The organism is Amorphoplanes friuliensis DSM 7358 (assembly GCF_000494755.1).
GTDB lineage: Bacteria > Actinomycetota > Actinomycetes > Mycobacteriales > Micromonosporaceae > Actinoplanes > Actinoplanes friuliensis.
This window is the reverse complement of record NC_022657.1, coordinates 8,569,862-8,591,506: the sequence shown is the minus strand read 5'-3', so window position 1 is coordinate 8,591,506 and position 21,645 is coordinate 8,569,862. Positions and strand designations below refer to the sequence as shown.

General features: G+C 69.0%; 19 protein-coding genes and 1 pseudogene. 11 read left to right on the top strand and 9 right to left on the bottom strand.

Annotated elements, in window-relative coordinates; translation table 11 throughout:
- Window positions 1-36 precede the first annotated feature (36 nt).
- On the top strand, window positions 37-1,023 hold the full coding sequence (locus tag AFR_RS39615; RefSeq protein WP_023562474.1) for a GNAT family N-acetyltransferase: 987 nt from the start codon (window positions 37-39) through the stop codon (window positions 1,021-1,023).
- Here AFR_RS39615 and AFR_RS39610 read toward each other — a convergent pair.
- On the bottom strand, window positions 987-1,448 hold the full coding sequence (locus AFR_RS39610; protein WP_023562473.1) for a gamma-glutamylcyclotransferase: 462 nt from the start codon (window positions 1,446-1,448) through the stop codon (window positions 987-989). The two genes, AFR_RS39615 and AFR_RS39610, sit on opposite strands and share 37 nt — an antisense overlap.
- A gap of 107 nt (window positions 1,449-1,555) precedes the next feature.
- On the opposite strand from AFR_RS39610, the gene AFR_RS39605 reads away from it, so the two are divergent.
- Window positions 1,556-2,956, top strand: coding sequence for an NAD(P)H-quinone dehydrogenase (locus tag AFR_RS39605; RefSeq protein ID WP_023562472.1), 1,401 nt, complete (start codon window positions 1,556-1,558; stop codon window positions 2,954-2,956).
- A 27-nt stretch (window positions 2,957-2,983) separates the two neighbouring features.
- Here the strand turns inward: AFR_RS39605 and AFR_RS39600 are convergent, their stop codons facing one another.
- Window positions 2,984-3,700: a DedA family protein gene (locus AFR_RS39600; protein ID WP_023562471.1), complete on the bottom strand. Its 717-nt coding sequence runs from the start codon at window positions 3,698-3,700 to the stop codon at window positions 2,984-2,986.
- 418 nt (window positions 3,701-4,118) lie between these two features.
- Between AFR_RS39600 and AFR_RS39595 the strand changes: the two genes are divergently transcribed.
- The 3 genes from AFR_RS39595 to AFR_RS39585 are packed head-to-tail and all read left to right on the top strand — an operon-like array spanning window position 4,119 to window position 7,506.
- Window positions 4,119-5,702 (top strand): circularly permuted type 2 ATP-grasp protein, encoded by a 1,584-nt coding sequence (locus AFR_RS39595; RefSeq protein ID WP_023562470.1) that lies wholly within the window; start codon window positions 4,119-4,121, stop codon window positions 5,700-5,702.
- Window positions 5,696-6,637, top strand: coding sequence for an alpha-E domain-containing protein (locus AFR_RS39590; RefSeq protein WP_023562469.1), 942 nt, complete (start codon window positions 5,696-5,698; stop codon window positions 6,635-6,637). The genes AFR_RS39595 and AFR_RS39590 overlap by 7 nt, the downstream gene beginning before the upstream one ends.
- Window positions 6,634-7,506 carry a transglutaminase family protein gene (locus AFR_RS39585; RefSeq protein WP_023562468.1) on the top strand — a complete coding sequence of 291 codons (873 nt, stop codon included), beginning with the start codon at window positions 6,634-6,636 and terminating at the stop codon, window positions 7,504-7,506. Before AFR_RS39590 ends, AFR_RS39585 begins: the two co-directional genes overlap by 4 nt.
- 501 nt (window positions 7,507-8,007) lie before the next feature.
- Here AFR_RS39585 and AFR_RS39580 read toward each other — a convergent pair.
- Window positions 8,008-8,451: a DoxX family protein gene (locus AFR_RS39580; protein WP_023562467.1), complete on the bottom strand. Its 444-nt coding sequence runs from the start codon at window positions 8,449-8,451 to the stop codon at window positions 8,008-8,010.
- 76 nt (window positions 8,452-8,527) lie between these two features.
- On the opposite strand from AFR_RS39580, the gene AFR_RS39575 reads away from it, so the two are divergent.
- The gene (locus tag AFR_RS39575) at window positions 8,528-9,100 is read left to right on the top strand and encodes a TetR/AcrR family transcriptional regulator (RefSeq protein ID WP_023562466.1); all 573 of its coding nucleotides are present in this window, start codon (window positions 8,528-8,530) and stop codon (window positions 9,098-9,100) included.
- Window positions 9,101-9,890: 790 nt separating this feature from the next.
- On the opposite strand, the gene AFR_RS39570 is transcribed toward AFR_RS39575, so the two are convergent.
- Window positions 9,891-11,636, bottom strand: a complete 1,746-nt coding sequence (locus tag AFR_RS39570; protein ID WP_023562465.1) for an acetyl/propionyl/methylcrotonyl-CoA carboxylase subunit alpha — start codon at window positions 11,634-11,636, stop codon at window positions 9,891-9,893.
- Window positions 11,637-11,700: 64 nt separating this feature from the next.
- Here AFR_RS39570 and AFR_RS39565 point away from each other — a divergent pair, with 64 nt between their 5' ends.
- The 3 genes from AFR_RS39565 to AFR_RS39555 all read left to right on the top strand — a co-directional run bounded on the left by AFR_RS39565 (window position 11,701) and on the right by AFR_RS39555 (window position 14,099).
- Window positions 11,701-12,300 carry a PadR family transcriptional regulator gene (locus AFR_RS39565; RefSeq protein WP_238547192.1) on the top strand — a complete coding sequence of 200 codons (600 nt, stop codon included), beginning with the start codon at window positions 11,701-11,703 and terminating at the stop codon, window positions 12,298-12,300.
- Window positions 12,301-12,389: 89 nt separating this feature from the next.
- On the top strand, window positions 12,390-13,340 hold the full coding sequence (locus tag AFR_RS39560) for a daunorubicin resistance protein DrrA family ABC transporter ATP-binding protein (RefSeq protein WP_023562463.1): 951 nt from the start codon (window positions 12,390-12,392) through the stop codon (window positions 13,338-13,340).
- Between the two features lie 3 nt (window positions 13,341-13,343).
- A complete protein-coding gene (locus AFR_RS39555) occupies window positions 13,344-14,099 on the top strand; it encodes an ABC transporter permease (RefSeq protein WP_023562462.1) in 756 nt (251 codons plus the stop codon).
- Here AFR_RS39555 and AFR_RS39550 read toward each other — a convergent pair.
- From AFR_RS39550 to AFR_RS45605, 5 genes are all read right to left on the bottom strand, one after another.
- Window positions 14,096-14,716 (bottom strand): Maf family protein, encoded by a 621-nt coding sequence (locus AFR_RS39550; protein WP_041841483.1) that lies wholly within the window; start codon window positions 14,714-14,716, stop codon window positions 14,096-14,098. The two genes, AFR_RS39555 and AFR_RS39550, sit on opposite strands and share 4 nt — an antisense overlap.
- A 53-nt stretch (window positions 14,717-14,769) precedes the next feature.
- Window positions 14,770-15,897 carry a S8 family serine peptidase gene (locus tag AFR_RS45610; RefSeq protein ID WP_023562460.1) on the bottom strand — a complete coding sequence of 376 codons (1,128 nt, stop codon included), beginning with the start codon at window positions 15,895-15,897 and terminating at the stop codon, window positions 14,770-14,772.
- Window positions 15,894-17,312, bottom strand: a complete 1,419-nt coding sequence (locus AFR_RS46520) for a hypothetical protein (RefSeq protein WP_148308213.1) — start codon at window positions 17,310-17,312, stop codon at window positions 15,894-15,896. The genes AFR_RS45610 and AFR_RS46520 overlap by 4 nt, the downstream gene beginning before the upstream one ends.
- Window positions 17,312-17,722 carry a hypothetical protein gene (locus AFR_RS39540; protein ID WP_148308212.1) on the bottom strand — a complete coding sequence of 137 codons (411 nt, stop codon included), beginning with the start codon at window positions 17,720-17,722 and terminating at the stop codon, window positions 17,312-17,314. The genes AFR_RS46520 and AFR_RS39540 overlap by 1 nt, the downstream gene beginning before the upstream one ends.
- Before the next feature lie 113 nt (window positions 17,723-17,835).
- Entirely contained in the window at window positions 17,836-18,039 is a 204-nt protein-coding gene (locus AFR_RS45605) for an acyl-CoA carboxylase epsilon subunit (protein WP_084298280.1), read from the bottom strand.
- 101 nt (window positions 18,040-18,140) lie between these two features.
- Here AFR_RS45605 and AFR_RS48245 point away from each other — a divergent pair.
- Together AFR_RS48245 and AFR_RS48890 are read left to right on the top strand one after the other, a co-directional pair.
- Window positions 18,141-19,385 (top strand): annotated as a pseudogene (locus AFR_RS48245) (serine/threonine-protein kinase); the annotation flags it as partial.
- Complete coding sequence (locus tag AFR_RS48890) at window positions 19,380-21,626, top strand: serine/threonine kinase C-terminal domain-containing protein (RefSeq protein WP_498368209.1); 2,247 nt, start codon at window positions 19,380-19,382, stop codon at window positions 21,624-21,626. The pseudogene AFR_RS48245 and the gene AFR_RS48890, both read left to right, overlap by 6 nt.
- Window positions 21,627-21,645 lie beyond the last annotated feature (19 nt).

The following is a 21,645-nucleotide window of genomic DNA, read 5'->3' as shown; positions in this document are numbered from 1 at the left end:
TTGGCCCGGGCGCGCCGCCCGTGCTCAGATGCCGGGGTGACCGAACTCCCCGAGGGCTGGCGCACCCGCCGGCCGACCCTGGACGACGTGCCCGAGCTGCTGCGTCTGGTGCACGCGAGCGACACGGCAGCCGTCGGTGAGCCCGACTTCACCCTCGACGAGGTGCGCGAGTCGCTGACCGCCCCGAACACCGACATGTCGCGTGACTGCTGGGTCGCGCTGGACACCGCGGGTGGGATCGTCGGCTGGGCGTACCCCGGCAACACCACCGGCCGTGACCGCGAGTTCGTCGAGGTGTACGCCTGGCCGCAGCGCGGTGAACCGTCCCTGCGGCCGCTGCTGGCCCTGCTGCTGGACCGGGTGGTGGGACGCGGGCGCGAGTTCGGCCACGACCCGTACACGGTGCGGGCGGGGGCGGTGCCGGGGGAGAAGGAGTGGATCGCCACGCTGACCGGGGCCGGGTTCGGCTTCCTCAAGCAGCACGCCCGCATGACGATCACGCTGGCGGACACACCGCACACCGCGCCTGAGCCGCCGGCGGGGGTCACGGTCCGGCCGCTGCGGCACGACGACGAGGACGAGCTGCGCCGCTTCCACGCCACGATCGAGGAGGCGTTCCGGGACAGCGACCACCAGTCGACGGATTACGAGACCTGGCGGTCCCAGATCGCCGCTGAGTCGAGCATCGCCTGGGACGAGTGGTTCGTCGGCGAGGTCGACGGCGCGTGGGCCGGGGTGCTGCAGTCGTCCGACACCGGCATCGACGGCAACGACGCGTGGGTGCGGGCGCTCGCGGTGCTCCGGGGGTACCGGAAGAGGGGTGTGGGTGCGGCCCTGCTGCGGAGGGCCTTTGCCGTTTATGCGGCCAAGGGACGCGCGACGGCCGGGCTCGGTGTTGATCTGGCCAACCCGACGCAGGCCGCGCGGCTCTACCGCGCGGTGGGGATGCGCCCGCTGTACGAGGCGAACATCTATCAGCGGACCGTTCAGACCTCGGGTGAGGACGTCCGGGTCGGGCGCTGACGCAGGTCGGCGACGTAGTCGTCCGGGGCGCCGGCCTTCTCGGCCGCGTTGGCGATCTCGGAGAGATACCACGCCGTCGGCATGCCGCCCTCGTAACCGTCGAAGACGTAGACCCAGGCGCTGAACTCACCCTCGAGCGTGGAGACACGCACAGTGAGCTTCTGGTACGCACCGGCGGTGACGCCCTCGACCTCGTCGAGCTGCGCGGCGTCCCACGGGTGGACGTCGTAGAGCGAGACGAAGACCCGGTCGCCGGGCGACTCCACGATCGTCGTGACCGCGCCCTCCCAGCCCATGTCGCCTTCGCCGGCGAACGTCAGGCGCCAGCCCTCCACCCACCCGACGCCGACCATGGGCGAGTGCGGGCAGTAGGCCCGCATCCGGGCCGGATCGAGGTTTGAGCCGTACGCGGCGTAGTGACCCACGGCGATGACGATAGCCCGGACGGCCGGTGGTGGAGAATACGAGGTGTGCGTGTCGGCACATTGAAGGCACGAAAGCGACAGAACTGCGCAATGGAGGTCGGAGTATCGTGAGCCGGATCGTGATCATCGGCGGTGGGCCGGGCGGGTACGAGGCGGCACTGGTCGCCGCACAACTCGACGCGGACGTCACCCTCGTCGAGGCCGACGGGGCCGGCGGCGCGTGCGTCCTCTCCGACTGCGTCCCGTCGAAGACGTTCATCGCCAGCTCGGAGGTGGTGACGGGCTATCGGCACAACGAGCGGTTCGGCATCCGCTCGGCCGGTCTCGAGGGCGTGACGGTCGACGCCAAGGCGGTCAACGACCGCGTCAAGAAGCTCGCGCTGGCCCAGTCGGGCGACATCCAGGCCAAGCTGATCAAGGCCGGGGTGGACGTCGTCACCGGCCGGGGCAAGCTCGGCGAGGACACCCTCGGTCACACCCACCAGGTCCTCATCACCCCCGCGGGCGGTGACCCGTACGCCGTGGACGCCGCGACCGTGCTGATCGCGACCGGTGCGACCCCGCGCGTGCTGTCGTCGGCCGTCCCGGACGGCGAGCGCATCCTCGACTGGCGGCAGGTCTACGACCTCGACGAGCTCCCGACACACCTGGTCGTGATCGGCTCGGGTGTCACCGGTGCCGAGTTCGCCAGCGCCTACCTGGCCATGGGTGTGCAGGTCACGCTCGTGTCCAGCCGTGAGCGGGTCATGCCGCACGAGGACGCCGACGCCGCCATGGCGATCGAGCGGGTCTTCCGTGAGCGCGGCATGACGATCCTCAACCAGTCCCGCGCCGACTCGGTGGTCAACACCGGCGACGGCGTCCTGGTCACCCTCTCCGACGGGCGTACGGTCGAGGGCTCCCACGCGCTGATGGCCGTCGGCGCGGTGCCGAACACCGAGGAGCTGGGCCTGCGGGAGTACGGCGTCGACGTCGCCGACGGCGGTTACGTGACCGTCGACCGGGTGTCGCGCACCAACGTGCCGGGCATCTACGCCGCCGGTGACTGCACGGGTGTGCTGCCCCTGGCCAGCGTCGCCGCCATGCAGGGCCGGATCGCGGTCTGGCACGCCATGGGTGAGGCCGTCGCGCCGCTGCGGCTGCGGACGGTCTCCGCGAACGTCTTCACCGACCCGGAGCTGGCCACCGTCGGCGTCTCGCAGAACGACGTGGACGCCGGCAAGGTGCCCGCCCGCCAAGTCATGCTCCCGCTGACCGGCAACGCCCGGGCGAAGATGGCCGGCCTGCGTGACGGCTTCGTCAAGCTCTTCTGCCGCCCGGCGACCGGTCAGATCGTCGGCGGTGTGGTCGTGGCGCCCAAGGCGAGCGAGCTGATCCTGCCGATCACGATGGCGATCGAGAACAACCTCACCGTGGACCAGCTGGCCCACACGATCACGATCTACCCGTCGCTGTCCGGGTCGATCGCCGAGGCCGCGCGGCAGCTCATGCTGCACGAGCTGCAGTAAGCCGGGGGCGGTCTACCAGCGGAGGTTTTAGTAGCGGATGCGCGCCGGGCGGTCGTCCGGCGTCTCATCCGCCTTCTCGTCCGCCTTTTCGCCGGCGTTGGCGCCCTTGCGGCCGCCGAAGAGCGCCAGGATCCAGCCGGCGGTGCCGAAGATGATCGCGGCGGTCGCGGCGATGGCGAACAACCGCCAGGCCGACTGCGTGATCGCGGTGCCGCCGACGTGCCCGACCAGCCCGCCGTAGGTGGCCCAGCCGATCGCCGCGGCGCCGTCGTAGATCACGAATAGCTTGATCGGGTAACCGCTGCGGCCGGCGTGGTAACCCGCGGCCATCCGCCCGCCCGGCACGAAGCGGCAGAGCAGCAGCACCAGCGGGCCGGGGCGGCGCAGGCCGCGGGTGAACCGCTCGGCCGCCCGCTTGGTCTTGGACTCCGGCTTGTCGCCGTGGTCGTGCTTGGGCGCGAAGCGACCCCGCAGGGCGCTCAGGCGGCCGCTGAGCCAGTGACCGCCCACGTGCCCGGACGACCGGCCGAGCACAAAGGCGATGGAGTCGCCGGCGAACATCCCGAGCGCACCGACCGCGATGACCAACGGCAGGTTCAGGTTGCCGTAGACGGTGAGTGCGCCGGATGTGATCATGATGGCCTGGATCGGCACGACGGGGACCATCGCGTCGACGGCGAGGAACCCGAAAAGAGCAAGGTACGCCCAAGCCGGTGTTGCCATCACGGTCAACAATTCGGTCATCGGTCGGCCACCTCGCGGCTCCAGGGCACACGGCATTGTCCGTGCGCGCCCCTGAGAATGAGCTGAGTACAGAATGCGCCTTGATCAGGCCCAGCTCACGGTGATGCCCGACACGGTACGTGCTGCACGTTGCGGTCGTGGTCGAAGGCGCGTCGCATTTCTGCCAATCTCTGTGGGTACAGACGTGGATCGGGTGCTTCTGATGGGGGCCGCGCACGCGTACCGTGGGGGCAGTCCCGATACGCCGGGTCCCCCGTTCTCGGTGTCTCGGGCGAGCGGCGCCCGTCCGGCCACCCGTGCGGATGTGTTGCGCCAGGGCCGTCGGTAGGTCCCGTACCGGCGGCCCGCCTCATGCCGGCCGTGTCCCGGCTGTGTCCACTGTTACCCGCGCGCAACGAGTCGCCCGTAGGGTCAGGCCATGGCGGATCTTTTCGAGGAGTACCGCCTCGGCCCCGGCTGGGACGAGATGTTCAGCGAGCTCGGCATGCCCCGTGAGACCTACGAGGCCCTGCACGCCACGCTGCAGCCGCTGTCGAGCGCTGAGCTGGGCGTTCGAGCCGAGGTGCTGGCCCGGGCCTTCCTGGACCAGGGCATCACGTTTGCGCTCAAGGGCGTCGAGCGGCCCTTCCCGCTGGACATCGTGCCGCGGATCATCGCCGCGGCCGAGTGGCGCAAGGTCGAGCTGGGCGTGGCCCAGCGCATCCGGGCCCTCGAAGCCTTCCTCGCGGACGTGTACGGCGCCGGCCAGGTGCTGGCGGACGGGGTCGTCCCGCGGCGGATCATCGCCACCAGCGCCCACTTCCTGCGGGCGGCGGCCGGCATCAACCCGCCCAACGGTGTCCGCATCCACGTCGCCGGTGTCGACCTGATCCGTGACGAGCAGGGCACCTTCCGGGTGCTCGAGGACAACGTGCGGATCCCGTCCGGTGTCAGTTACGTGATGGAGAACCGCCGGGCCATGGCCCAGGTGCTCCCCGAGGTCTTCGCCGCCTCCAGGATCCTGCCCGTCGAGTCGTACCCCGGGATGCTGCTGCGAGCGCTCCGGGCGGCCGCGCCGGTGGGCGTCAGCAACCCCACGGTCGTGGTGCTCAGTCCCGGCGTCTACAACTCGGCGTACTTCGAGCACGCGCTGATCGCCCGCGAGATGGGCGTCGAGCTGGTCGAGGGCCGCGACCTGGTCTGCGTCGGCAACGACGTCGCCATGCGGACCACCGCCGGTGAGCAGCGGGTCGACGTCATCTACCGGCGCATCGACGACGACTTCCTCGACCCGGTCCACTTCCGGGCCGACTCGGTCATCGGCGTGGCCGGTCTGCTCAACGCCGCCCGCGCCGGGCGTGTCACCATCGCCAACGCGGTCGGCAACGGTGTCGCCGACGACAAGCTCCTCTACACGTACGTGCCGGACCTCATCCGGTACTACCTCGACGAGGAGCCGCTGCTGCCGAACGTCGACACGTACAGGCTGGACGAGCCCGGTGTGCTGGAGGACGTGCTGCCCCGCGTCCGCGAGCTGGTGCTCAAGCCCGTCGACGGCGCCGGTGGCGCAGGCATCGTGATCGGTTCGCAGGCCACCGAGGCCGAGCTGGCCGCCGTGACCGAGAAGATGGTCGCCGACCCGCGGGGCTGGATCGCCCAGCGTGAGGTCAAGCTGTCGATGGTGCCGACCCTGATCGGCAACCGCCTGCGCGGGCGCCACGTCGACCTGCGGCCGTTCGCGGTCAACGACGGCGACAAGATCTGGGTGCTGCCCGGCGGCCTGACCCGGGTCGCACTGCCCGAGGGCGCCCTCGTCGTCAACTCGAGCCAGGGCGGCGGCTCCAAGGACACCTGGGTGCTCGCGGACGCCGACGACACCGTGCCGTTCGAAGTGCCGCACCTGCCCGCCGACCCCGCACCCCTGCCCCGGGCCGGCAGCCCCGACCCTGGCCCGGCCGCCGGCGGCGGCGAGGCCCAGCAGCAGCAACAGCAGCAACAACAGCAGGGAGGGCCGCCGTGCTGAGCCGGATCGCCGAGTCGCTCTACTGGATCGGGCGGTACGTCGAGCGGGCCGAGGACACCGCCCGCATCCTCGACGTACACCTCCAGCGCATCCTCGCCGACCCGTGGACCAGCGAGGACGCGGCCTGCCGCTCCCTGCTCGCGGTCATGGGCATGCCGATGGAGGACGAGCCGTTCACCTCCGCGCGGGTCGTCGGCCTGCTCGGTCTCGACGAGCGCAGCCCCAGCTCGGTGGTCGGCGCGCTGGCCGCCGCCCGCGAGAACGCCCGCGGCGCCCGTGAGACCGTCTCGTCCGAGATGTGGGAATGCCTCAACTCCACCTGGCACGGCCTGCCCAACGCGCGGCGCCGCGTCGAGCAGCAGGGCGTCCACGCGTTCTTCCGCTGGGTGCGCGAACGCTGCGCCGTGATGGCCGGCCTCACCGACGCCACCATGAGCCGCGACGAAGGCTGGCTCTTCCTCGTCCTCGGCCGCAGCGTCGAACGCGTCGACATGACCGCGCGACTGCTGCGCACCCACGAACGCGCCGGCGGCAGCATCCCGTCGTGGCTGACGCTGCTGCGGTCCAGTGGGGCCTGGGAGACGTTTCTGAGGACGTACAGGGGCTCGCTAGATGATCGTCACGCGGCCGAGTTTCTCCTGCTGGACCGGCTCTTCCCCCGCTCGGTCTTCGCCGCCCTGTCCACGGCCGAAAGCTGCCTCACCGACCTGGAGCCCGACCCGGGCCGCGCCGGCGTGGCCACGGACGCCCAGCGCATCGTCGGCCGCGCCCGCACCAACCTCGAATTCCGCGGCGCCGACGAGCTGATCGACGACCTCGCCCCAGTCCTGGCCAGCCTCGAAAAAACCTGCTCCCAGGTCAACGAGGCCGTCTCCCGCCGCTACTTCCGCCAGACCACAGCGGTCAACTGGGTACGGGGAGCAGTAGTCGCATGAGCACTCCGTTGGTGGACAGCTGGCGCCTCAAGATCCAGCACAAGAGCGGCTTCGACTACGCCGGCCCGGTGTCCTCGTCCTACAACGAGGCCCGCATGTGGCCCCGCAACGAAACCCACCAGGCAGTCCTGGACGCACGCGTCGAGGTGTGGCCGCCCGCCCGCACGTACCGCTACGAGGACTACTGGGGCACGGTCGTCACAGCCTTCGACGTCCACGCCAAACACGAAGCCCTGACGGTGACCGCCACCTCAACCGTGGAGACCCTCCCCCCGGGCGACCTGATCGACCAGGGCGAAGGCGCCGCCTGGGACGAACTGGCGCTCCCCGAGAACAGGGACCGCTGGTACGAGCTCCTGCTCGCCACCAAACGCACCGGTCTGGACGGCGAACTCACCGGAATCGCCGCCGACATCCGCGGCGCGCACGCCACGCCGCACGCCGCTGCGCTGGCTGTCTGCGAATTTGTCCGAGGTGAGGTCGCCTATCAGGCCGGGGCGACCGGCGTGCAGAGCGACGCCCTGCATGCGTGGACGCAGCGGAAAGGCGTCTGCCAGGACATCAGCCACCTGACGGTCGGCCTCCTGCGCGAGATGGGCATGCCCGCCAGGTATGTGTCCGGTTATTTGCACCCGTCCCCGACCGCGGCGATCGGCGACAGTGTTGTCGGCCAGAGCCACGCCTGGGTCGAATGGTGGGTCGGCCGCTGGACCGCCTTCGACCCGACCAACGGCGTTCCGGTCGGCGAACGGCACGTGGTGGTGGGCCGCGGCCGGGAGTACGGCGACGTGCCGCCGCTGAAGGGTGTTTATGCCGGCCCGCAGAGCACCGGCCAGGGCGTCGAGGTCACGATCACGCGCCTCCGCTGATATCGGGGCTCGACGATGTCCGCCCCGGGTTAGCCGCTTGTTTTGGGATCGGGCTGGGCGCGCCATTCTCGGGTGCAGGGCTCACGATCTACACGTCGCGCATGAGGTTCTGGCTGCTCTAGCAACGCGTCGGCGTTCTGCGCCGAGTCTGCTCGACTTGTTCAGGCTAGGGCCCGGGTGTGGCCGCATGCTTACGTTTGTCCCGCTCGACTCGGCAGCGGGCAGGCACGGGCTGGCCCGACTTCCTTGAAGTTGGGCGGTAGGCGGGCCTCTGCTGCCCGACTTCCTTGATGTTGGGCGGTAGGGGGGCCTGACCCCGCGCTTCGCTTGAGACTGCCCGACTTCCTTGATGTTGGGCGGTAGGCGGGCCTGACCCCGCGCTTCGCTTGAGACTGCCCGACTTGCTTGAAGTTGGGGGTAGGTGGGCCCCTGACTGCCCAACTTCAAGGAAGTTGGGCAGCGGGCCGTGCGGTTGTGGCCGTGTGTCGCTGGCCGCATGTTTCAGACGAGGGCGATAGTCAGGGCGACGCCGATGTAGAGAAGTTGTTCGGCGGTGCGCAGGGGGAGCCGGGTGACCGGTTCGTCAGCCAGGGTGATCCGGTGGCGGGCCGCGTAGACGTTGGCCGGGAACATCGCCACCATCAGCAGGGCGAGGCAGACGGCCGCGAGGCGGTAGGTCGCCGGGAGCAGCAGTCCGACCGCACCGGCGAACTCCAGCAGACCCGTGATCGTGACCAGCAGGTCGGGACGGGGCAGCCGCGGCGGCACCATGGCGATCATGCCCGCGCGCCGGCCCAGGCCGAAGTGGGCGAGCCCGGTCAGGAAAAACATCAGCGCGAGACCGACACGAAGCGCTGTCACCCAGCTGTCGAGCGCGTCGACACCGAGCAGTCCGAGCAAGCGGGCAAGGCCGGTGCCGGCGGCCAGAGCGATGAGGGTAGCCATCTCTTCCTCCAAACTTGTCATTGCCAAGATGCACTCCTCATCGCCATCTTGTCAATGGCAAGATATGCTTGGCGGCATGGCGAAGGAGACGTACCACCACGGTGATCTACGCCGGGCCCTGCTCGCCGCCGCCGCGGAAGCCATCACCGAGAGCGGCCCGGCAGCCCTGAGCCTGCGCGACCTCGCCCGCCGCGTCGGGGTGTCACACGCGGCGCCGACCCATCACTTCGGCGACAAAAAAGGCCTGCTCACAGCCCTGGCTACAGAAGGCTTCGAGCGCTTGTCCGCCGCCCTGACCGAAACCCGCGCAGCGACGGGAAGCTTCCTCGAACTGGGCGTCGCCTACGTCCGCTTCGCGACAACCCACCCCGCACACTTCCAGGTGATGTGGCGCCCGGACCTCTTCCACGAGGACGACGAAGCACTGCAGGCCGCGCAGGAGCGTGCCGGCGATGCGCTCTACGGCGGAGTCGCCGATCTCCCCGACGGCTGGGCCGGCAATGGCGCGTCGTCCGTGGAGGAAGCAGGGCTGGCTGCTTGGTCGTTGGCGCACGGCTTCGCGACGTTGTGGCTCAGCGGCGCCATCCCCCGAACCACCGAAACCCCCGACGAGGCAGCCCGCGCCGTCCTCCGCCAACTGACCCGCTGACCTACTCGAGGCCGTTCTGAGCCGCCGGCGCCAGCAGACTCCGCTAGACCCACCTTCGCCGAAGTTGGGCTTCGGCGGATCTGGCGGCCCCGACTTCTTTGGAGTTGGGGTCTTGGTTCGCGTGGTGGGCCCGACTTCCGTGGAGTTGGGGCTTCGGCGGGCCCGGTGACCCCGACTTCCTTGAAGTTGGGGTCTTGGTTGGCCTGGTAGCCCCGACTTCCTTGAAGTTGGGGTCTCGGCGGGCCTGGTAACCCCGACTTCCCTGAAGTTGGGGTCTTGGTTGGCCTGGTAGCCCCGACTTCCGTGGAGTTGGGGTCTCGGCGGGCCCGGTGACCCCGACTTCCCTGAAGTTGGGGTCTTGGTTGGCCTGGTAGCCCCGACTTCCTTGAAGTTGGGGTCTCGGCGGGCCTGGTGACCCCGACTTCTTTGGAGTTGGGGTCTTGGTTCGCGTGGTGGGCCCGACTTCCGTGGAGTTGGGGCTTCGGCGGGCCCGATGACCCCGACTTCCTTGAAGTTGGGGGTCTTGGTCGGCCTCGTGGCCCCGACTTCCCTGAAGTTGGGGCGCCGGCGGGCCTGGTGACCCCAACATCCCCGAAGTTGGGGTCGTGGTTCGCGTAGTAGACGCCGACCGCCGCGGCGATCACGTCCCAGGCGCCTGCCGGCCCCGACTTCCATGAAGTTGGGGTCTTGGATGGCCCGGTGACCCCAACGTCCTTGAAGTCGGGCCAGCCGTCTGCCGAGGCCCGACCGAGCCCCGCGCCCACCCAAACCCGTGCGCTACTTCCGGAGGCTAGGCGATTTCGCAGATCGTTGTGCCTGCGGTGATGGTCGCGCCTACTTCGACGGTGAGCTCGGAGACGGTGCCAGCGCGGTGGGCCTGGAGGGGTTGTTCCATTTTCATGGCTTCGACGACGACGATCACGTCGCCCTCGGCGACGGTGTCGCCGTTGTGGGCGGCGACTTTGACGATGGTTCCCTGCATGGGGGCGGTCAGGGCCGCGGCGCCACTCGCTCCGCCGGCCTTGGTCGCAGCGCGTTCTTGTCGGGCGCGGGGACGGGACGGGGCGCCTGTACGCGTACCGGAGCGAAGGTTTGCAGGAAGGCGCACTTCCAGGCGCTTACCGGCGACCTCGACCACAACGGTTTCGCGTTCTTCGGTTTCGAGGGGCGCTGTGGCCGCCGGGGTGAAGGCGTCGACACCGCCCTGCCATTCGGTTTCGATCCAGCGGGTGTGGACGGTGAAGTCGACAAACGCGGGGTCGCGCACGACGAGCCGGTGGAACGGCAGGACCGTGGCCAGGCCTTCGATGACCGTTTCGTCGAGGACGCGGCGGGCTCGTTCGAGGGCTTCGGTGCGGTCGGCGCCTGTCACGATGATTTTGGCGAGCAGGGAGTCGAAGTTGCCGCCGATCACGCTGCCTGCCTCGACGCCGGCGTCGACGCGTACGCCCGGGCCGGATGGCCAGGTCAGGGCTGTGACCTGGCCCGGTGCGGGGAGGAAGCCGCGACCGGCGTCCTCGCCGTTGATGCGGAACTCGATCGAGTGGCCTCGCGGCGCGGGGTCCTCGGTCAGCGCGAGTTCGCCGCCGTCGGCGATGCGGAACTGCTCGCGGACGAGGTCGAGGCCGGAGGTTTCCTCGCTGACCGGGTGCTCGACCTGCAGCCGCGTGTTGACCTCGAGGAACGAGATGGTGCCTTGCTGGCCGACGAGGTATTCGACCGTGCCGGCGCCGTGGTAACCGGCCTCGCGGCAGATCGCCTTGGCGCTGGAGTGGATGCGGGCGCGCTGGTCGTCGGTGAGGAACGGGGCCGGCGCCTCCTCGACGAGCTTTTGGTGGCGGCGCTGGAGGGAGCAGTCGCGGGTGCCGACGACGATGACGTTGCCGTGTGTGTCGGCCAGGACCTGGGCCTCGACGTGCCGGGGCCGGTCGAGGTAGAGCTCGACGAAGCATTCGCCGCGGCCGAAAGCGGCGACCGCCTCGCGGGTGGCCGACTCGAACAGGGCCGGGATCTCCTCCAGGGTGCGGGCGACCTTGAGACCGCGGCCGCCACCACCGAAGGCCGCCTTGATCGCGACGGGCAGTCCGTGCTCGCGGGCGAAAGCGACGATCTCGTCAGCGTTCGCGGCCGGCTCGGCCGTTCCGGGGACCAGCGGCGCGCCCGCGCGCTGCGCGATGTGCCGTGCGGTGACCTTGTCACCCAGGTCGCGGATCGCCTGCGGCGTCGGCCCGATCCAGGTCAGACCCGCATCCTGTACGGCTTGGGCGAAGTCGGCGTTTTCCGACAGGAAGCCGTAGCCGGGGTGCACGGCGTCGGCACCGCTGCGGGCGGCGATGTCGAGCAGCTTGTCGATGCGCAGGTAGGTCTCCGTCGCGGTGTCGCCGTCGAGGGCATAGGCCTCGTCGGCGAGCCGCGCGGGCAGCCCGTCACGATCGGCGTCGGCGTAAACGGCGACGCTGGTCAGACCCGCGTCCTTGCAGGCCCGGATGACCCGGACGGCGATCTCACCGCGATTGGCGATCATTACCTTGCGCACGGGCTGAGCCTATCGTCAGGTACCGACAAGTTTCTCAGTCAAGTTTGCCTATTACGCTGTGAGAATGTCGGCAACCCGCATGATGATCCTCGGCCTCGTCCAGTGGATGCAGCCGGTGCACGGTTACGACGTGCGGCGCGAGCTGCTCAGCTGGAGCGCCGACAAGTGGGCGAACATCCAGCCCGGCTCGATCTATCACGCACTGCGCAAGCTGAGCGACGAGGAACTGCTGCGTGAGGTCGCGACCGAGCAGGTCGGTGCGCGGCCGGCCCGGACCACCTACGAGATCACCGACAAGGGTTCGGCGGAGTTCCAGTCGCTGCTGCGGGGCAACTGGTGGTCGATCGCCACGCCGCCGGACCCGTTCCTGGCCGCGTTCTCGTTCCTGCCGGCGCTGCCGCGTCACGAGGCCGTGGCCGCGCTGCGTAACCGGGCGACCCAGCTGGAGGCCGGGAACAAGCAGCTCCAGGCGGCGATCAGCTCGGACTGGTCACGCAACAAGCCACCGTTCGTGTCGTGGATGTGGGAGCTGACCATGGAACGGTCCGAGGCGGAGATCCGCTGGTGCGAGCGCATCGCGAAGCGCATCGAGTCGGGGGAGTCCTACCTGCCCCCGGCGGCGGGATCGGCAGGGACGGCGCCGACCGGCTGGGAAGATCTCTGATTAATCAAGTTTGACTAGTCGCCGGAAGCGGTCCTACGCTGCCTCTCGACCGGTGGCGGGCAGCAGTCCGCCCAGGACTGGGGGTCACCATGATCGAAACGCGAGGGCTGCGGAAGTCCTTCACGTCCCGTCAGGGCCGCGAGAAGAAGACCGTCGAGGCCGTCCGCGGCGTGGATCTGAAGGTCGACGAGGGTGAGATCTTCGGCTTCCTCGGCCCGAACGGCGCGGGCAAGACCACCACGCTGCGCATGCTCGCCACGCTCATCGAGCCCGACGGCGGCGATGCGACCATCGCCGGCGCCGACCTGCGCAAGGACCCGGGCGAGGTCCGGCGCCGGATCGGGTACGTCGCACAGGGCGGCAGCACCTGGGACGACTCGACGGCCCGCGAGGAGCTCGTCCTGCAGGCACGGCTGTACGGCATCAGCAAATCCGAGGCGCTCGCGCGTTCCGCCCGGGTGCTGGAAGGCTTCCAGCTCAGCGAGTACGCGGACCGCAAGTGCAAGACGTACTCCGGTGGCCAGCGCCGCCGCGTCGACATCGCGCTCGGCATCATCCACGAGCCGAAGGTCGTCTTCCTCGACGAGCCGACGACGGGCCTCGACCCGCAGAGCCGAGCCCACATGTGGGACGAGATCCGCCGGCTGCGGGCCGAAGGCATGACCGTCTTCATCACCACGCACTACCTGGACGAGGCCGACGCACTCTGCGACCGCATCTCCATCATGGACAACGGCGAGATCGTGGCCTCCGGCACGCCGGCGGCTCTCAAGCGCGAGATCTCCGGTGATGTCGTACGCGTCGGAGTGCCGTCACCCGCCCGCGCCGCCGAGGTGCTGGGCTCGGCCGACTTCGTCAACAAGCTCGAGACCCACGACGACAGCGTCCGCCTCTACGTGGACGAGGGCGCGACCGCGATCCCGCTGATTCTCCGCGCCCTCGACGGCGCGGGCGTACAGCTCGGCACGATCGAGTTGCACCGGCCCAGCCTCGACGACGTGTTCCTGACCAAGACCGGCCGATCCCTGCGGGAGAGCTGAGCCATGAAACTGCTGCACGACACCTCACTGATCTTCCAGCGGCAGATGCAGCTGCTGCTCCGCAACCCGATCTGGATCCTGGTCGGCGTCTTCCAGCCCGTGATGTACCTGCTGCTGTTCGCGCCCCTGCTCAAGCCGGCGTTGAACGTGCCGACCAACGCTGAGGCGTACGAGATCTTCGTCCCCGGCCTGCTGGTCCTGCTGGCTATTTTTGGCGGCCTGTTCCAGGGCTTCGGCCTGATCGCCGAACTCCGGGCGGGCGTCATCGAACGCTCCCGCGTCACCCCGGTCAGCCGCTTTGCACTGCTCCTGGGCCGGTCACTCCGCGACACCGTGTCCCTGCTGGCCCAGGCTGTCATCATTACGCTGCTCGCGCTCGTGTTCGACCTGCGGGTGTTCATCGGGTACCTGCTCCTCGCGTACCTGATGCTGGCCCTGATCTCTTTGATGACGTCCGCAGTCTCGTACGGCGTGGCCCTGGCCGTGAAGAGCGAGGACGTCCTGGCGCCGGTGATGAACACGGTCGCTCAGCCCGTACTCCTGCTGTCCGGGATCTTGTTGCCGTTGACCTTCGCCCCGGGCTGGCTCCAGGGCATCGCCGACTGGAACCCGTTCTCCTGGGCGGTCAACGGCGTTCGTGCGCTGTTCCGCGGCGACCTGGGCAACTCGGACGTGTGGCAGGGCCTGACCATCATGGCCGTGCTGGCAGTCCTGGCCCTGACCTGGGCAGCGCGCCTCTTCGCCCGCAGCGTCCGCTAACCCTCCCGCCGCCACAACTGCGGAACGGTGAGCCCGAACGTCATGAGCAGCCGTCGCAGCAGCGGAAGCGAAAGCCCGATGACGTTCCCGGCATCACCCTCGATCCGCTCGACGAACGCCCCACCCTTCCCGTCGATCGTGAACGCCCCGGCAACATGTAACGGCTCACCCGAGGCGACGTAGGCCTCGATCTCCTGGTCGGTGAGGTCGGCAAAATGCACCACGGTACGACCGACCTCCTCCGCCTGCTTTCCGGTGGTCAGATCGGTGAGGTGATGCCCGGTATGCAGAACGCCCTGCTTGCCACGCATGGCCGTCCACCGCCGTACGGCCTCGACGGCGGTGTGCGGCTTGCCGAGAATCTGCCCGTCGAAGGCGAGCACGGAATCACACCCGAGAACAAGCACACCCGGCTCGGCGGGAAGGGTGGCAGCAACGGCCCGCGCTTTCAACCGCGCAAGCTCAAGACAAAGCTCACCGGCGTCGGTGGCCTTGACGATCGACTCGTCAACACCACTGACCCGAACGTCGACGTCGATGCCGGCGGCATGAAGCAACGCCTTCCGAGCAGGACTCTTCGAAGCAAGAACAAGGCGCGGTGTGATGTCGGTCTGCACGGAACCCAACGCTACAAGTCCGTGGGTGGCCGCGCCGGAGCGAGGCCCCGCTTTCAGCCCGACGAGCCCGACCGCCGCCGAACAAGAAGGAAAGCGCCCACCAACCCACCCAGCAGAACAACGACCGCGGCAATCCCACCAACAATGAGCGGGGTGGTGCTGCCGGCAAGCTCGTTGTCTGGGGGAGCGGCCACGGTCGGAGCAACCGTCGGCGTCGAGGAAGCGGAAGCCGACGGCGCGGCCGAAGGAGCCGGCCCCGAGCCAGGACTGTCACTCAACGCCGCAACCAGGTTGAGGACGCCATGCCCGTAGTCTTTGTCGACGCCTGGTGCACCCTTGTCGGTAGCTGTGGACTCCAGTCGCGCCACAACCTCCGGGGCGCTCATGTCCGGATACTTGCTACGAATCAGTGCGGCCGCTCCAGACACGATGGCCGCAGCATCCGAGGTGCCTGTTCCAACGCGATAGCCGCCACCGGCGTCGGTACTTTCGATGTCCTCTCCAGGTGCCATCAAATCGAGCGCGGCACCGGAAACCGAAACATCGGCTTTTTCCCCGGAACGGTTGGTGGCGCCGACCGCAACTATGTCCTTGAGGAAAGCCGGCGCGATGACGTCGAACTCGGCCGGTTTATTTCCAGCGGAGGCAATGATCACCACATCTGCGGCCTTGGCTTCCTCGACAGCCGAAAGAGTCGCTGGATCGATGGAACCGCCGAGCGACAGATTGATTACCTTCGCGCCCTTTTTGACGGCATAGTCGATCGCCGGCCCGACCTCGGCGTTACGCCTCCCGCGATCAAGCACCCGGATGGGCAACACCTTGGCGTCCGGGGCTATACCCAAAGCCCCATTGTTGCCGTTTCCGTGGGCAGCGATTAGTCCAGCCATTCCCGTGCCATGGCCAGACCTGTCGGTTCGACCGTCAGCGCCGCGTTTGACAAAGTCGGTGCCGTCAAGAACGGAACCAGCGAGATCAGGATGTCCGGCAACCCCAGAATCAATGACGGCGACGGTGATGCCCTTGCCGGTGCTGGAACGATGTGCTTCTTCGACCTTGAGGTATTTCAGGTGCCACTGTTTGTTCCGGACCGCATCTGCAGCGATAGCCGGTGCACCGTAGGCAGCGGCGCTGGAACCCGCCAGCACCGCCGCAACCACGGCTGCGATAAAACGTGTCACCTGCGGTAACCGATGGCAGGTCCGGGGTCGATAGGACCAGGCTCCTCCGGCGGAAGCACGACCGGGTCGACGCCCTCCTCGGTCGTCCAAGGATTGTCAGGGTCCCAATGAGTTGGTTCGGTGCGATCGCTGTTTCGACCGCGTGTCCGGCTGGACGGGCTCATGGCTGGGCCGTGCTGACTTGAGCCGCGCCCGACAGAAGTGGTTCCCCGAGAACCCGGGGCACCTCCTTGCTGGCCGATGACACCACCCACCGGGTTGACCCGGGCTCCGGTTGCCGGGCGACTTCCCGGGCTTCCCGCCGGCATCTGACCAATGACGCCGCTGCCCGGGTTTGCTCCTATGACCCCACCGGATGGCATGGTCATGCGGCCACCGACTCCACCTGCTCCCATGCCGGGTTTCATCGCGGTACCCGGCGTGAGTCTTCCGCCGTTCTGCGCATAGGCACTCGAGGACGTCGAGACGCCTGGTGGGCCGATGATGCCGGGCACCAAGCCAGGAGGCGTCGGAGGTGGAGCGGGAACCGGAGATGGGAAAGGCGCCGGCCCAGTAGTCGGAGGTGTAATGACCGGAGTCGTCCCGACGCCGCCCAGGACAGGTCCGCTGCCCCCACCCACGCCAGGCGAGATCGGGCTGACCGGGACGTTAGTGGTGGGTGACGGAGAAGCGACCGGCGAATGGGAAATCGGGTTGTGGGACGGTGTTGAGACGCCGCCAGATCCCGATCCTGATCCCGGAGCAGGGATCACCGGAGGAACCGCAAACCCTGTCGACGAATCAGATCCATCTCGGCCTGTGGACTCAGGATCCTGACTATCGGTCCCCGGCTTGTAGGGCTGAGGCTTCTTGAGGGCGGCGTCGCCTTCGATGATGGTGCTGCTCAGGTCGTACATGATGACGCGGGCCTGGTTGTTCAGTTGCTCTTGCTGGGCCGACGTCACCGGCGGTTTGTCCTGGGCCGGCGTCTGGATCGACGTGGTCGACTTGGCCGGCGCGTCCTTCTTGGCCTGCCAGGCCAGGTTCTTCTGGTCGTTCGCCTCGTACTGGTCCAGGATCGGCTTCAGTTTGTGGCGGGCCAGGCTCAGCGTCAGCGTCACCGTCGAGAAAGCCAGGTAGTTGGCCGCCGCGGCGTCGTGGGTGGCCTGGAGGTCGACCAGGAGTTTGTCGAGGCGTGCGATGTAGGCAGCTGCGGCCGGGCTTTTCGAGGGCGGCCAGACACTTGCGAGGTTGTCTCGGAACATCTGGACCTGGCCGCGGTGGGTCAGGGTCAGGTCCGCGGTTTTGCGCCAGCCTTCGACGACCTCGAAGTGGGGCGCGGTGTCCTGGTCGGCGATGACGGACCACATGAAGCGAACGTCTTTCGACATCCAGTCCGTGCCGCCGTAACCGCCGCCGCCGTCTGCGATCAACATCAGCTGTCGACCCCGCCTTCGCTCTTGAGGGGGTTGCTGGCGTCGGTGAATGCTTGCGTGACGTCGTTGACCTTGGCGTGGGCGTAGGCGTCCGTGTCGGCGTATTCGGCACTGATCGTCTGGGCGGCCGTTGCGAAGTGGTGGGTGCCGTCGCGGAAGTTGAAGGTGTTGGAGAAGGTCTGCTGCTGGACCTCGTGGTGGCGATCGAGGAAGCCGGCCAGCTCCGGGAAGGCGGGATTGCCCTTCGGGACTCTGGTGAGCATGGCGGTGGTGACCTGGTCGAGGTGTGGGGCGTAGCCCGACGCCACCTCGTTGGCCAGGGTCGCGGCGAACTCTTCCATTGCCTGGATGTCTGTTTCGATGGATTCGAAACCGCCGAGCCAGCCTTGTGGTTCTCGCGCTTCGCTCATCGCCGTGGCCCTCCCCCGAGAGTGCGAAATCTTCCGCGAGAGTAGTCGGTCACTGCTTGTCTTTGCTGTCCCTACCCAGTGCTGTGGACAGTCGCAACCTTACCGAAACCTGTCTATGTCCGGGTGGGGTGGGCGGAGGCTCTCCAGGTGGTCCGGCCTGCGGCTGGGCGGGCGCTGCGGGCCCAGGCTGACAGCTCAGGCGGGCCCGAATGTGAAACTTCGTTCGTGGTTCGGGTGGTCAGGACCACCGTCAGCGCCGCGAGTTCTTCCGGGGTCGGTGTGCCTCGGATGACGCTGACCTGGGGTTCCTCATCCATTGATCAAGGGTACGACGGTTCGGGTGGTTCTCGGTGACACGCGTCCCACACTCGGCTGATCGATTCGCTGCGGCTCGACATGACCGGGTATTTTCTGCGTGATGTCTACTTCCCCCCCGCTTGTTGTCGCTGACCGCTACCGGCTTGTTGCGCCGCTCGGTCAGGGCGGGATGGGTCGTGTCTGGCGGGCGACCGATGTCGTCCTGCACCGTGAAGTTGCCATCAAGGAGCTGGTGCCGCCGCCTGGGCTGACGCCTGACGAGCGGCGAGAGATGCGGGAGCGCTCGCTGCGTGAGGCGCGCGCCATCGCCCGGCTCAACAACATCAACGTGGTGCGTGTTTTCGACGTGCTGCGGACCGACGCCGACCCGTGGATCGTCATGGAGTACGTGCCGTCGCGTTCCTTGCAGGACATTCTCGCCGCGGACGGGCCTTTCGCCCCGGTACGCGCCGCTGAGATCGGCCTCGGTGTCCTCAACGCGCTCCGGGCCGCGCACCGGGCGGGTGTGGTGCACCGGGATGTGAAACCGGGCAATGTACTCATCAGCGAGGACGGCCGGGTCGTGCTGACCGACTTCGGCCTCGCCACCGTGCCCGGCGACCCGAATGTGACCCGCACCGGCCTCGTGCTCGGTTCACCGGCCTACATCGCGCCTGAGCGGGCGCGGGACGGCACTGCGGGGCCGGGCGCCGACCTGTGGTCACTGGGCGCGACGCTCTACGCCGCCGTCGAGGGTGCGTCACCGTTCGCGCGGCCGTCCGCGATCGCCACGCTGGCTGCGCTCGCCACCGAAAACCCGCCGCCGGCGCGCAACGCCGGGCCGCTGAAGCCGGTGCTCAACGGTTTGCTCCGCAAGGACCCCGCTCACCGCATCAACGCGGAGGAGGCCGAGCGGTTGCTGCTGCGCGCCACCGGCCGCCGCTCGAAGCTGAGTTTCCCGATGAGCCCGACCATGCGGCGCCCCGGTGTCGGCCGGGAGCGCCCGTCGGCTGCTCTGTCACCGCCCGTCGTGCCTGGTGTGTCGGCTTCCGCGCCGGTTGTGCCCGGCCCGCGCCCGCCCGTTTCCCCGGCGCGTCCACCGGTCTCCCCGGGGCGCCCGCCGGCCTCTGCGGCCCGTCCGCCGGTCGAGCCGCCCGCAGGTGGTCCCCCTCCGCGGTTCACGCCGGGCAAGGCCGTGGTCGGCCGCCCACCGGCGGAAACCCCGACGCGGGTCGACGGTCCGAAGCCGCCCGCTCTCGATGCCACCAAGATCGAAAATCGTTCCGGTACGGACACAGCCCCGCCCACCACCCCACCAGCATCTGCACGGCCGTCGCGGGGCGCTGCCCCCGACGCGACGATGCGCGGGTCGGGCTCCGCCCCAGGCTCCTTCACGGCTGACGAGGTCGCCGCCGCCCGCAAGCGCCCCACGGGCCGCACAGCCGTACCCATCACCCCAGCCGTCCGCCCCGCGCCGGCCGCATCGTCGGGCCCCGCAGTGGCTGACGCCCCCACCGAGGTAAAAAACCCCCCGGCCAAACGCGACTCAACCGCCCCAGCCACGCCAGCCCCCGCAGCGGGACCAGCCACGCCGGCACCCGCTACCCATGCACCGGCAGCGACGGCACCGGCCACGTCTGCACCCGCACCGGCGGAACCAGCCACGCCGGCACCGGCACCTGCCACACCGGCACCGGTACCTGCCACGCCGGCACCGGCACCTGCCACGACGGCACCCGCACCTGCCACGACGGCACCCGCGGCGTCTGCACCGGCTGCCGCGGCCTCCTCCCCGGCGGCACCCGCCCCGGTCGAGGCGGAGCAGCCGGAACCCCCAGCCAAGTCCACCGTCACCACACCCACCGACGAGTCCGCAGCGCCGCCGGTGGAAGCCGGAACCGCAACAGACACGCAGCAGCCGTCGACCGAGACCCCCGAAGCCGTCGACGAAGCGTCGGAGGCCCGGACCCCGGAAGCAGCAACCTCGGAAGCGGTCACCGAGGCACCAGAAGCAGCAGCCTCGGAAGCAGCAGCCTCGGAAGCAGCGACCCCGGAATCCGTCACGCAGGCCCCCGAAGCCGTCGAAGAGACGCCGGAACCCACCAAGCCGGCCCTCGCCGCAGCCTCTCTCGCGACTTCCAAGGCAGCGCGTAAGAAGGCCCGTGCCGCCGGCACCACCACCAAGCCCGACCAGCCCGCCGAAGCCGTCCCGGCCGAAGCCGCCCTGGCCGAAGCCGAGCCGGTCACGAGCAAAGACGCTGAGCCGGTCGAGAACAAAGACGCCGAGCCGGCCACAAACAAGGAAGCCACGACCCCGGCCGAAGAAGAGCCGACGACCGCAGAGCCCAAGGCCGCAGAGCCGGTAACCGCAGAGCCCCAGGCTGCAGAGCCGGTAACCGCAGAGTCCCAGGCCGCAGCGCCGACGACCACAGAGCCAAAGGCCGAAGAGCCGAACCCGGACACCGCTGAGTCGAAGGCCGAAGAGCCGAAAACCGCAGAGGCACCGACCGAGCCCCCCACGGCTGACAGCGACCCAGCACCCAAGACCAACAGCATCACCCCGGCGGCCCCCGAGACAGACGGCAAACCGCAGGCCAAGCCCGGCACCACCCCCGACCGCACCCGCATCATCAAGCCGGTCACCCCCGCGGACGCCACCAAGCCCCGCACCACCGGCGGCACCCCCAAGCGTCCTCAGAAGACCGCGGCCGAGCGCAAAGCGTCCACCCGGGTCGGCGCGGTCCCCGCCGCCCGTACGGAGGCGGCGTCAGCGCGCGCCGCCGCCCCGACCTCAGGCGTTCCCGGGTTCGGGCAGCCGAGCCGCCCCGCCTGGCAGCCGATGAATCTGCGGGAGCCGTCGAGCGGACCGCGAGGCATCACGATCTTCGGGACCACGCTCACCCGCAGGCAGACCGTCATCGCGATCGCCGTGCTGGCCGCCGTACTGCTGGCTCTGATCGTGGTGATTCCGCAGGCGTTCGGTGGCGAGGAGGACAAGCCGGACGGCCGTAAGGCCGGGGTTGCGCCGGCGGCGAGCGCGACGAAGCCGACGACCGCGGCCACGACAGCTGCGCCCGCGCCCGCTGCGCCCGCGCCGGAGTCGCCGTCACCGTCGCCGTCGTCCGCGGCGCCGAGTTCGCCTCCGCCGCCGGCTCAGGGTGATGTCAAGATCCCGAAGGGCTGGTACCGCTACAGCGACGACACCGGCTTCTCGGTGCCGTTGCCGAACGGCACGTCGATCGAGCGCCAGGGCACCGAGGTCTACTTCACCAAGAACAACCGGCTGCTGATCATCGATCAGACCGACAAGCCGCGACCGGATCCGGTGGCGGACTGGGAGCAGCAGGAGGACGACCGGGCCGGCCGGAACTACCGGAACTACAACCGGATCAAGATCCAGCCGGTGGACTACTTCGTGAAGGCCGCGGACTGGGAATTCACGTACACCACGTCGAGCGGCAATCCGCAGCACGCGGTGAAGCGCGGGGTCATCACCAAGGCGGGCAAGCAGGCATACGGCCTCTCCTGGTACACCTCGCCGGGCGACTGGGACGCCGGTAAGAAGGATCTGCAGCTGATCTACCAGGGGTTCAAGCCGAAGTCGTGACCTCCGCGATTGAGTGATC